Here is a 12147-nt window from a genome sequence, read left to right on the forward strand (position 1 = left end):
AGCAATACCTCGAAATCAAATGAACAATACCTAGAAACCAAATGAGTTGGAAACTAGATATCAGCTCAAGAAACCATGAGACGCTTTGTTGTGTTGAGCTATATATCAAAAAGATCACTCGCACTTTTTATAAATTTACACAGCTACAGCTAGGCCATTTCACATGTGAAGCATACTCTTTGATGGACTTATTAAGGACAGATAAGAGAATCCATCATGTTAAAAATCAAATATTTGGCGACAGTACTGGGCTGCACATTAGCAGCGCAAAGTCATGCGTCTTTGAACATTCAACCTGATCCGCAAAATCCGAATGGTTACCTTGTTGAAAAGTCGGCCTTACAAGCTGCTGAACAAGCGAAAACATCCGATCCTATGTATGCTATCTGGTCACAGGCCCTTCAAACTCGCCCGAACACCATCGTTGAAGCGATTGAACCTGGCTCCCCCTCGAATCCTGAAAACGTAAAGCGTGTAGAGCGCGTGTTCCCTCAATCTGAATGGGACTTCCTCACTCAGATGGCAGCGCCAGAATACACCTACACTCGCTTCTTACGTGCAATTGGCAAATTTCCAGCTTTCTGTGGAGAGTACACCGATGGCCGTGACTCCGACGCCATCTGTAAAAAATCCATTATCACAGCCTTTGCTCATTTCTCACAAGAGACGGGTGGGCACATCGCGATAGACAACACCTCTGATAATCCATTAGCTCTCGAAGAGTGGCAGCAAGCGCTGGTGCATGTTCGTGAAATGGGTTGGTCTGAAGGCCAAGAAGGTTACACCACAGGTTGTGGTCAGAATGATTGGCAGAATGCCCGCTGGCCATGTGCTGCGGGGCAGGGTTACTTTGGACGTGGTGCTAAACAGCTTTCTTACCATTTTAATTACGGCGCGTTATCTGAAGTGATGTTTGATGGTGATGCGACTGTGCTTCTCAACAATCCGGGCTTAGTGGCGGACTCTTGGTTGAACTTGGCTTCTGCTATCTGGTTTTTCCTTACCCCTCAAGCCCCTAAACCAGCCATGTTGCATGTTATTGACCGTACTTGGACGCCATCTCAACGCGAATTGGATGCAGGTATTGGTTATGGATTTGGTACCACGATCAACGTGATCAATGGTGGTATTGAATGTGGCGAGCAGAACAAAGACAAAGGCCAACCCGTTAACCGTATTCGTTACTGGGAAGGGCTAGCGGCGCACTACGAAATTCCGGTAGAAGCGGATGAAGCCAATACGTGTTGGCAGCAAACGCCTTACGGAAGCTTAAACCTCAACGGAGCAACGGATGTGTTGTACACCAACTGGGATGGCAACTGGAAATACTACGCTGACCGCCCAGAAGGTTACTCATTTGAGTGTGAGCTTGTTGGTTTCCAAACGGCTTATTCTGCGCTGGTGGCTGGAGATTACGAGAAGTGTGTGACCAACTTTTATGGTTCTCATGCGAGTTGGCCTGAAGTGAAAGTAGTCGATAAGCTGGATCCGGTAGACCCTGGCACTGATCCGGGTGGTAATGGTTGGAGTGCGACCAAGGTTTACAATGCGGGTGACCAAGTGACTCATAATGGCGCAACCTACGAAGCGAAATGGTGGACACAAGGGGATAACCCTGCCAATGGCGGCCCTTGGAAATTGATTGCTGGAGAGCCTACACCGCCAGTCGTCACCGATCCTACACCTGTTGATCCTGCTCCGGTAGACCCAACACCAGTTGAACCGCCAGTTACTGAGCCGCCTGTCGTTGTTGACCCATCGGTGTTTATCACATGGCAAGCGGGCGTTAGCCAAGTGAGTAACGGTGATAAGGTGACACATAACGGTAAATGCTTCGTGGCTAAAAACGGCCCGGGTGTATGGGAAAGCCCTATTCAGTCGAATTGGTTCTGGGATGAAATCAGTTGTAATTGATCGTCTGAATACTGAAGAGGTGGCCTAAGTTACGAGCTCAGTAGTACGACCATAGTGATATAAATAATCAAAAGCCGAAAGTTTCTACTTTCGGCTTTTTTCCGTTTCGAACTTGGCTATTTAAGCAGGGCGATTGGTCTATTTGGCTATGTTGAAGCGCATTTAAAGACTAATTATCCAGTTAGAGGATAAAGTTCTGTACAAATGCTTGGTGTGAATTTATATTCAAATTTAATTTATATTTATTCTTTTATTTTAGGGTTAAGGTGTACCTATGGAACAGACAGATATCACGTCACTCATCCCCATTGTGATTACTTTGGTGTTGTCGTTGGCGACAAGGAATGTGGTGATAGGGCTTTTTGCTGGCGTGCTAAGTGGCGTTGCGATGCTGACTGGCATGTTCAGCGAACTCAATCCGCTTGATACGTTTGGTACCATGGTTAAAGGTTACTTAGTCCCTCAATTGACTGATAGCTATAACGCAGGTGTGATCATGCTGTTGGTGTTCATCGGTGGCTTTGTTGCTCTAATGGAGAAGTCGGGTGGTGGTGTTGCGTTTGCAAAGCGAGTGACTCAGTGGGTAAGCAATAAATGCCAAGCTCAATTGTCAGCATGGTTGGGTGGAATCGTTATATTTTTCTCAGACTTAGGTACTCCGTTAATTGTTGGCCCTGTTTTTCGTCCCCTTTTCGATAAACTGAAACTCTCAAGACAGAAGCTAGCATTCATCATCGACTCAACCTCGTCGCCCGTCGCTATTCTTATCCCTTTCATTGGATGGGGTGTTTACATCATGAGCCTGATCCAAAAAGAGTTTACGGCGTTGAATGTCAACATGTCCGATTGGGATGCGTTCATCGGTGCGATTCCTTTTCAGTTCTACGCATTCCTCGCGATTTTCATCGTTCCGCTTGTGTCCGTTAAAGGTTTAGATTTTGGGCCAATGGCAAAAGCCGAGCGTGATTGCCAAGCGGGAATTAACTCTGGTGTGAATAACGAATCATTAAATCCGTTCTCGCATAAAAATGCAAAGGCCTCTTTTGTCTGGGCACCGCTTCTAGTGATGTTGGTGGTGTTGTGTGCCATGTTGGTTCCACAAGGCTTCCCATTCCAAAAGGTCGCAGGTTCATCATTCAGAGCGGCATTATCATCGGCTTATTTCTTTGCCGCGATTACCTTGATCTCGCTAATGGCTTACTACGGTGTAAGAAAGTTGTCTGATGGTGTTTCTGTGTACTTAAAAGGTATGGGAAACATGATGCCCGTAGCGATCATCTTGGTATTGGCTTGGGCGTTAAGCACCGTTGGTAAAGAGTTGGGTGCGGCAGCTTATATTGCTGAGCAAGCACAGAGCGGCTTTCCATATTGGTTAGTACCTGCGGTCGCGTTCTTGCTGTCTGCCATTATTTCATTCGCAACGGGCTCATCGTGGGGAACCTTCGCGATAATGATGCCATTGGTTATTCCAACCGCGATTGCGATAGATGCACCGCTACTCGTCGCAATTGGCGCTGTGTTGTCTGGCGGCTTGTTTGGTGATCACTGCTCACCGATCTCTGAAACCACGATTCTTTCTTCAACCGGGGCAGGGTGTGATCAGTTTGAACACTTTAAGACGCAGCTCCCTTACGCATTGATGAACGGCTCTATTGCTCTGATTAGTTTTGTAGTCGCAGGCTTTACGGGAAGTGCATTGGTTGTGTTAGGCGCTCTTGTTGCTCAGCTTATTCTTGTAACTCTGTTAGCTAAGCGCGACGCGAGTAAAAACGCTTCTTCAGACGTTCAATCTCAAGTGTCTGAATCTAAAACACAACAAGCGTAATTTAAGATTACAAACGAGGGGGTGAGATTCCAGATATCTCATCCTTCGATTCTGGAATGACGACTGAGTGAGTAGATGCGGAATGCGAGTGAACGAGTAACGAAAAGATCGCCCTATTATTATTCGTGTTTGCTATTTAGTTTCACGCTTACTCTATCTCAACACGCTCTTCGTATCCTGCATCCCGTTTGCTGGCATCTAAGCAAACTTCGTCATTCCCTACAGTGAGGGACGAACGCGATAGGGAATCTCTAGCGTTTATCGTCGGTATTTATGTCTAAGAAGAGATTCCAGATATCTCGTCCCTCGATTCTGGAATGACGATTCAATGAGTTGATATGGATACGAGTAAACGAGTAGCGAAGAGCTCGCCCTCTGTTGCCTACGTTTGCTATTCAGGGGGCGCTTACTCAAATCTAAAGACTCTTTTCGCATCCCGTATCTCGTTACCCGCATCTTTTTCATATGCATATCACTTACTTCAACCTAAACATGCTCTTCGCATCCCGTATCTCGTTTACTCGTACCTAAACACACCACCGTCATTCCCTACAGTGAGGAACGAACGTGATAGGGAATGTCTGGCGTTTACGGTTGGTATTTATGTCTAAGGGCAGATTCCAGATATCTCGTCCCTCGATTCTGGAATGACGATCTAATGAGTCGATACGTGACAGGTAATTTATTTACTTATAGTTTCTGTGAATTGATTGGTATTATTATGAAACTAATTTTCCATAAGATCATTTACACAATCTTAGTTTTCGATAACTGGATTACCTAGTTGTACGGTTTATAGATTAAAATTTTCTGATAACTTTTATCGTTTTTTTTTAATCAACCACTTTAATAAGGTAAATTCGCAATGTCGACCAAACTAGCTAACCCAGCGCCACTAGGCTTAATGGGTTTCGGTATGACCACTATTCTTCTTAATATCCACAACGCAGGTTTCTTTCCAATCGATTCAATGATTCTTGCTATGGGTATTTTTTACGGTGGTTTGAGCCAAGTTATCGTGGGCACAATGTGTTTCAAACGTGGTGACACGTTCGGTACAACTGCGTTTACTTCTTACGGTCTATTCTGGTTGTCTTTGGTTGGTTTAATCGTGATGCCTTACATGGGCCTACCTGCAAGCCCTGCAGCATTCATGGGTTGGTACCTACTACTATGGGGCATCTTCACAGGCTTCATGTTCATCGGCTCTCTATGCTACCCAGTGGCGAAGCAAGTAGTATTCGGTTCACTAACTATCTTGTTCTTCCTACTTGCAGCTCGTGATTTCACTGGCAGCGAACTAATCGGCACTATCGCTGGTTTTGAAGGTATATTCTGTGGCGCTTCAGCTATTTACTTTGCAATGGCACAAGTAATCAACAACGAATACGGCCGCACAGTACTGCCTATCGGTGAGAAGAAAGCACCTCAAATGGCAACACAAGAAATCGCTGCTTAATACTCTAACTCGGGAACAGTTAGTTTGTTATAAGCCGTTTATTGGTTATGAATAAAACAAAAGGGGTTAGCCGAAATGGCTAACCCCTTTTTTATGCGTTATTAATAGCGCTATTTTTTAAAGCGATCTATTTGCTAAGGCAATCTTACGATGAAGGTTGCTCTACAGGTTTAGTGTCTGCAGCTTCTGCTTCAGGAGACTTGCCTGTTTTACGCTTGTACTTCTCTTCCCAGTAAGTTGCACCTTTAATGCCTAGTTTTACAGGGTTGAACGTGTACTCAGTCACACCTTGTTTCTGCTGTTCTTCGTAGTCAGCTAGAGCTTTAAGCGCAGGCTTAGACATGAAGAAGATGATCAGAATACCAACGATGTTTAACCATGCCATCAAGCCAACACCAACATCACCCATTGCCCATGCAAGGTTCGCTGTTTTAACTGTGCCATAGAAAACTGCAGTGATAAGAACAAGCTTAAGTACGAACATCATGCCAGGGATCTTGATGGTACGACGTAGGTAAGCAATATTCGTTTCTGCGATGTAGTAGTAAGCAAGAATCGTTGTAAATGCGAAGAAGAACAGAGCAAATGCGATGAATGGCTTACCAATGCCTGGTAGGGCACTTTCAATAGCAAGTTGTGTAAATACAGGACCATTCGCACCAATGTTTGCTGCTAGGTTCTGAACAAGGAACACACCCTCAGCGCCGCCATGAACGTTGTAAGCACCAGTGATGATGATCATGAACGCAGTAGCAGAACATACTAGAAGAGTATCGATGTAGATAGAGAACGCTTGTACCAAACCTTGCTGAGCTGGGTGATCAACACTTGCAGCCGCTGCCGCGTGAGGACCAGTACCTTGACCCGCTTCGTTTGAGTAAACACCACGCTTAACACCCCAACCAATTGCAGCACCAAAGCCTGCCATAGGTGTGAATGCATCACCAACAATCATTGCGAAAACAGTTGGCACTTGGCTGATGTTTAGCAGAATGATAACGAACGCGATGATGATGTAAGCCAATGCCATGAAAGGAACAACGATTTGTGTGAAGTTCGCAATACGTTTAACACCACCAAAGATGATGAAAGCAAGGATGATAGCAACAACAGTACCGGTGAAAATTTTAGCGAAACTGAATGTACCGACAGCTGTTTCAATCATGTCACCTGAGCCAAATGCAGCTTCTACAGCATTACCGATACTGTTTGACTGAACACCTGGAAGCAAAATACCACATGCAAAAATAGTCGCGATAGCGAAGATCCATGCGTACCACTTCTGACCCATTGCTTTTTCAATGTAGTAAGCCGGACCACCACGGAACTGGCCTTCGTCTTCTTCTTTGTAGATTTGCGCTAGCGTAGATTCTGCGTAAGCAGTTGCGGCGCCAAAGAAGGCTACAACCCACATCCAGAATACGGCACCTGGGCCACCGAAACCGATAGCGGCAGCAACACCAGCAATGTTACCTGTACCTACACGGCCAGATAGCGAAACGGCTAGAGCTTGGAAAGACGAGATGCCTTTTGATGAGCTTTTACCCGATAGTAGCAAGCGCCACATTTCAAAGAAGTGACGGATTTGAACAAATCGAGTCATGATGGAGTAGAACAAACCTGCACCTAAACATAGGTAGATAAGTACTGGACTCCAGATTATTCCATTCAAAAAATCAACGAATGACTGCATGAGTATTTTCCCTGTTAGTTTTGCTTATGATTGTTTTTCGAACAACACAATACTTCACTTGTAACCCGAGTGTTAAATTATTTAACTGCGCATTAGGATTACTGTGACATAAAGCAAGTTATAGAGGGTGTTTGTTAATGCTTAGTGCTAATTCGAGAATCGTTCCATTTAACCCGATATGCAACTGGTTGTTACTTGTTGTGTTTTGCAAAGTGAATAAATAGTGATTAATACAGAAAGGGGATCTTGAGGTACTCATAAGAAATGAAATCGCGAAAACAGCGGTTAAAGCCGCTTAGCATAAACAGCTGATATAGGTATGGTGGGATAAGTAGGTTGGAATATATCACCTGCATCGTGTGATCTAGCAGGTCTAAGAAACTGTGTTTTTTGAAGGTTCGATAATTGAGGCTTTAATATCGACCTAGTGAAAGTGGCTAATTTGATGCCTGTTTTAAACAACTACGAACCCTCGCGCCTGTAATTCTTTAGCGAACTCAGACTGAGTATTTGGCTCGCCGTGAATCAAATGCACCTCTTTCGGTGGAGTCGCGATGCCGTCTATAAATCGGTAAAGATCCTCTTTATCAGCATGGGCAGAATAGCCAGACATGCCATGAATTTGAGCATTAACCTCAACGTCTTTGTTATCAATAGAAACCTGCATTTCACCTTGTTGCAGCTCTCGTCCGAGCGTCCCGTGCGCTTGATAGCCCGCTAAAATTACATCGGTTCGTTTATCGGGAAGCAAGGCAGATAAGTAGTTCATTATCCTGCCGCCCTGACACATTCCAGAAGCTGCTACCACAATTGCGGGTTCACCTGTCGACTTGAGGCGATTCACGATTTTCTTGTGCATTCTATGTCCATCAACGGTAATGCACTGCTCAAAAGCGAGTGGGTGGCGTTTCAGTTCAAGACGCTGCTTTGCTTCTTGTCCCCACAACTCTTTAAAGCGTCGGTATGAACGCGTCACTTTTTGAGCCATCGGAGAATCGAGAATAATAGGAATATCGCTGCTGAGTTGATGCTCAAAGATCAGGTGTTCGATATCAAACAGCAGTTCCTGAGTTCTGCCGATACTAAAAGCCGGGATTAGAATAACGCCACCATCGAGTAGTGAACGATCAATAATGGCCTTGAGACGCTCAGATCGCGTAGCAATATCATCATGTGTACTGGTGCCGTAAGTGGATTCGATAAACAGATAATCGGCTTGCTGTGGTGACTGAGGATCGGGCAGCAGTGGTGTGTTACTCGGACCCAAGTCTCCAGAAAACACAACTACTTCTTGGCTGGGTAACTTAATCTCGATATAGGCGGAACCTAAGATGTGCCCAGCAGGTTGAAAGCGGGCATGCAGAGTATTTGGCCTATGATGATTCTTTCCGTTGTTTTGCTGTTTAGACGTGATTGGAAACCAATCCCCGTAAGGCTTGGGAGCAACTAACGAATGAATCTTTTTGAGTATCAGCTTCGACTGTTTGTTGCTGAGCCCTTGCAGTTTTAATCCATCTTCAATCATTAAAGGGGCAAGTTCAGCGGTGGCTTGCGTGCAATAAATAGGTTGGTTAAACCCACTGGCGAGTAACCAAGGTAATCGACCAATATGATCAATGTGAGTATGGGTCAGCAGCAGAGCATTAAGGTGGGATGTTTCAAATTCAATATCAAGAGGGCGTGCATCTTCACCTTGAAGCTTTTTACCTTGAAGATCTAAACCTTGAAACAGGCCACAATCGATGAGCACCGCTTGGCCTGAATCTCTTAGCTCGTGACAAGATCCTGTGACGGTATGTTTGCCGCCATGGTGAATCACTTCCATCGTTTACTCCCATTGTTCTATAAAGCCATTAACGCCTGTTTTTATTTTGCGGATAAGCGGCAGCATGTAAAACAAGAACAATGAGAGTTGCGATCGTTGAGTATCTTTTTAAGTAACTGAGCGATGACTCAGTGGGTTCGTTGCGAGTTAGTTCGTAGAAGAACGATCTGAATCCAGTTCTGGTTTTTGCTGCGCCTCTAAACGAGCCACTTCGTCATCAAGCTCTGCTATTTTTTCAGCCATAATTGCGTGACAGCGATTGGCCAGCTCTCTTGCGTCGCTAAGCTTGTATCCGGATACATCGATAGGTTCCAGCATCTCGGTGATCACAATGCCATTATTGGCACGACTAAAGTCGATCTTATTGTGTGTGGTGCTGGTACACATCGGGGTGATAGGCACGCCAGCTTCAATCGCCATTCGGAAAGCGCCCGTTTTGAATGGCAGTAATCCACGTCCTTTACTACGGGTTCCTTCCGGGTAAACCCAAACAGACAGATCTCTCTGATGAATCGCTTCCGCCACTTGCTTGATGGTATCGCGTGCTTTGGACTTGTCTTCGCGGTTAATCATGATGTTACCGGTGATCCAATACAGCAGGCCAAAGAAAGGCACGTACAACAAATCGCGTTTGCCCAATGAAACAGTGCGTGGTCTTAGCATTCCTGGGTCGGTTACAAAGTCCAATATGCTTTGGTGGTTAGAGATGTAGACGCTGTTTTCTGGTGTAGGCGCATTATCTAGGCCGCGCTGCACCAGTTTTACACCGATGATCTTTTGGAGTTGGTTGAACCAACGACAGAAAACGTACACATGCTTGGGGTTCTTGGGGCTAAACAAGCAGTAAACAAAAGCACATAGAGTGGTGAAAATAATAAACACCGTAGCCAAAATAATACGAAGAACAGCAAGCACAATTCACTCCTTACTCACCGCAAGATGGCAGTGATTAAATAGTTTTAGATGCTTGAAGTTTTCACTCTATTTAACCGAATTGCAACAATTAACTGTGATAGGGGGCTATTTTTAGATCTTTATATAAAACAAGGACTAACAATGGGTGTTTGACACAGTTATCGAGCTTACACGTGTTCACCAGTAATGGCTTATGATCACCAATACTGTTTATTTGGATCCGATTTTTCTACCCACTCAGGATCTTGACGCGATTCTAAGTAGAGTTGTAGGCCATTATAAGACATGAAAGCTGCAGGTCCGCCGAGGTGCTCAAAATAGTCAAAATACTCATCTTCGAGAGCACAAAGGTGGGCTAAATTTTTAACCTTGTTAGCCAGCGCCCATTGAATGGCAAATACAGGCGCTATTGAGCCTGAAATATTCACCTCTTCGACGTTTGGGTTAAACATTGAATTAGCTTGCTCAAGCAATATCTCTTCTTGTTCAGACTCCTGTTGCAGCACCTCTTCGACGATCTCCGAGCGCTTGGTATTAGAGACATTCTTGTTCAGCTTGGCGATTCGCAGTGCGTAGCTAAATCGGTCTGATGAAACGATGTCGACAAGCTGTGACAACAGCTCTTTGTCTACGCCTGCTGCTTTGGTGAAATAGTCGATACATGAATTGATTGAGGCATAACGAGTACCGTCAAACTCAAAGCCACTGGTTTCGTCGTATACCTCAAGTGGGATGTCATCAACCGACAAAGGCCAGCCTTTATAATCGACGCGTTGCTTGGCGATTTGATACATCTTCCAAGCGCTGCGTCCAAACCCGCCAAGCGTCGAGCCCGAGAAATCAGAATCAATAAGCTCTTGCTCTGTCCAGTTCTCACCGATGCCAAGGTGCTTAGCGTACTTGTCTATCAGAGTGTGTTTTATCTGATCGCGCACAGACCAAATTGAGGTCAGATTCTTTGAATAGTTAATTCTCGCACACTCATTACAAGCCGGCAGTGCTATCGGTGAATGGCCAATCTTGGCAACAGCTTGCGCTGTCTTAGGAAATTCAACAACGTTACTGGAAGGTTCACCACAAAACCAACAGGTGTGGCGCAGGTTGAATGGGGTATCTATGTGCGAGTATGTGTTCATTAGTTTTCTATCGGTTTGGTGCTCAACATTCAGAGAGGTTGGGGTGTAACATTCTCAGAGATTCATTTTATAACAAAATACCCCTTTCCTAACTTAATATTAGATGTTTTCCATTTAGTAACACAATTTGTCATCAGTATAAGTAGGTTTATACAGGTTAACTATGCATTGGGGGTAACAATCTTGTGACGTGGCGTAAAGTGGTAAGCCATAAGGTGTTCTTTGAGTATACTTTGTGACTTAACAATATGCTGTTCCTGAATTGAATTTAGGGAAAAAAACTTAACGGTTACGAGTGTGAAATTAGAACGGCGATGCCAGAGCTCTCTTGTAGTCTGGTATAAAAACGGTAAAATATAGCGCAAATATTTTTGATTTATACATGATTACTCCCTGCATTTAACTTGTTGTTTAATATTGGTTTTTTGTTTGTTTTTTGTGGGGGAGCTATCTTAGGGTTGATTTTGAATAAATATACAGCACGATTTTCTGGACACCAAACTTTTCCACTTCGCTATGGGTGGCTTTATAAATTTTATCAGACTAGTCAGCTTGAAGGCTTCGATACACTTTCTACCGATGAGTTAATGGTTGAGTGGGGTGTAGGTAAGAATATGGTCGATGGAATAAAATATTGGGCCGGACGTGTAGGTATCTATGATCAGACAGATGACCATAAGGTCAGCGATGAGTATTTTCATATAGATCAAGAAGACGAGCACTTAGAAAACATAAGCTCACTGTGGCTTATTCATTGGCTTCTATGCAGAGATGTCTCCGAACTGACAGCTTATCGTATATTTTTTAATTTTTATAATGGACAAAAGGTTGATAAAGAATCACTCCTAGTGTTCATAAAAGAGTTGTTTGCAACAAAACAGTTTGAATCAGACACCAAGAAAAAAAGTATCTTGCAGTTACCTGCAGACAATAGTTTAACAAAAGATATCAGTACCTTCTTTTTGACCTACGCAAAAAGTAAAACAAGCAAAGTATCGGAGGATAGTTTCTCTTCTCCGTTAAGTGAATTAGGGCTGTTGAAGCAATTTGATAGACAGAAGTTTTTATGCGAGTTGGAGCCAAGAAATAGTTTAAGCGATCAAGTTTTTACTTTTGCTTTGATTGATTACTTTTCGATGATATCGGGTAAAGATGGTGCAATTACGATGTCATTTGATTCGTTCTTACTTGATCCAGGTAGCCCTGCCCGTGTCTTCCGTATGGCTCAGACAGAAGTAGAAAACCGATTAGAACGAGCTTCAGAGCTTACTTCGGAGGCTATTGGTTGGACGGATACTCAAGGCCTTCGTCAAATACAAATTAAAGATATAGCTGTCTTAAAAAACAAAAATACCTTTCTCGCAAAGATTTATAAGTAGG

At 44.0% G+C, this 12147-nt stretch carries 8 protein-coding genes; 4 read left to right on the plus strand and 4 right to left on the minus strand.

Annotated elements, in window-relative coordinates; translation table 11 throughout:
• The first annotated feature begins 216 nt into the window (after nt 1-216).
• From HRQ85_RS22205 to HRQ85_RS22215, 3 genes are all read left to right on the plus strand, one after another.
• On the plus strand, nt 217-1914 hold the full coding sequence (locus HRQ85_RS22205; RefSeq protein WP_172380620.1) for a chitinase: 1698 nt from the start codon (nt 217-219) through the stop codon (nt 1912-1914).
• A 274-nt stretch (nt 1915-2188) separates the two neighbouring features.
• Nucleotides 2189-3739, plus strand: a complete 1551-nt coding sequence (locus tag HRQ85_RS22210) for a Na+/H+ antiporter NhaC family protein (protein ID WP_145575581.1) — start codon at nt 2189-2191, stop codon at nt 3737-3739.
• A gap of 865 nt (nt 3740-4604) precedes the next feature.
• Nucleotides 4605-5198 carry an acetate uptake transporter gene (locus tag HRQ85_RS22215; protein ID WP_010440610.1) on the plus strand — a complete coding sequence of 198 codons (594 nt, stop codon included), beginning with the start codon at nt 4605-4607 and terminating at the stop codon, nt 5196-5198.
• A gap of 145 nt (nt 5199-5343) precedes the next feature.
• Here the strand turns inward: HRQ85_RS22215 and HRQ85_RS22220 are convergent, their stop codons facing one another.
• The 4 genes from HRQ85_RS22220 to HRQ85_RS22235 all read right to left on the minus strand — a co-directional run bounded on the left by HRQ85_RS22220 (nt 5344) and on the right by HRQ85_RS22235 (nt 10767).
• The gene (locus HRQ85_RS22220; RefSeq protein ID WP_172380621.1) at nt 5344-6891 is read right to left on the minus strand and encodes an alanine/glycine:cation symporter family protein; all 1548 of its coding nucleotides are present in this window, start codon (nt 6889-6891) and stop codon (nt 5344-5346) included.
• Between the two features lie 454 nt (nt 6892-7345).
• Complete coding sequence (locus HRQ85_RS22225) at nt 7346-8716, minus strand: MBL fold metallo-hydrolase RNA specificity domain-containing protein (RefSeq protein ID WP_172380622.1); 1371 nt, start codon at nt 8714-8716, stop codon at nt 7346-7348.
• Nucleotides 8717-8863: 147 nt separating this feature from the next.
• Nucleotides 8864-9631 carry a 1-acylglycerol-3-phosphate O-acyltransferase gene (locus HRQ85_RS22230; protein ID WP_172380623.1) on the minus strand — a complete coding sequence of 256 codons (768 nt, stop codon included), beginning with the start codon at nt 9629-9631 and terminating at the stop codon, nt 8864-8866.
• A 197-nt stretch (nt 9632-9828) separates the two neighbouring features.
• Nucleotides 9829-10767: a hypothetical protein gene (locus HRQ85_RS22235; protein WP_172380624.1), complete on the minus strand. Its 939-nt coding sequence runs from the start codon at nt 10765-10767 to the stop codon at nt 9829-9831.
• A gap of 464 nt (nt 10768-11231) precedes the next feature.
• Between HRQ85_RS22235 and HRQ85_RS22240 the strand changes: the two genes are divergently transcribed.
• Nucleotides 11232-12146: a DUF4007 family protein gene (locus HRQ85_RS22240; RefSeq protein ID WP_172380625.1), complete on the plus strand. Its 915-nt coding sequence runs from the start codon at nt 11232-11234 to the stop codon at nt 12144-12146.
• Nucleotide 12147 lies beyond the last annotated feature (1 nt).

Origin of the sequence: Vibrio sp. Vb339 (genome assembly GCF_902751245.1) — a bacterium.
Taxonomy (GTDB): domain Bacteria; phylum Pseudomonadota; class Gammaproteobacteria; order Enterobacterales; family Vibrionaceae; genus Vibrio; species Vibrio coralliirubri.

Bases quoted from the DNA above. Each gene is read 5' to 3' on its own strand.
- HRQ85_RS22225 (WP_172380622.1), bottom strand. From the start codon at position 8,716: ATGGAAGTGATTCACCATGGCGGCAAACATACCGTCACAGGATCTTGT.
- HRQ85_RS22210 (WP_145575581.1), top strand. From the start codon at position 2,189: ATGGAACAGACAGATATCACGTCACTCATCCCCATTGTGATTACTTTG.
- HRQ85_RS22220 (WP_172380621.1), bottom strand. From the start codon at position 6,891: ATGCAGTCATTCGTTGATTTTTTGAATGGAATAATCTGGAGTCCAGTA.
- HRQ85_RS22235 (WP_172380624.1), bottom strand. From the start codon at position 10,767: ATGAACACATACTCGCACATAGATACCCCATTCAACCTGCGCCACACC.
- HRQ85_RS22215 (WP_010440610.1), top strand. From the start codon at position 4,605: ATGTCGACCAAACTAGCTAACCCAGCGCCACTAGGCTTAATGGGTTTC.
- HRQ85_RS22205 (WP_172380620.1), top strand. From the start codon at position 217: ATGTTAAAAATCAAATATTTGGCGACAGTACTGGGCTGCACATTAGCA.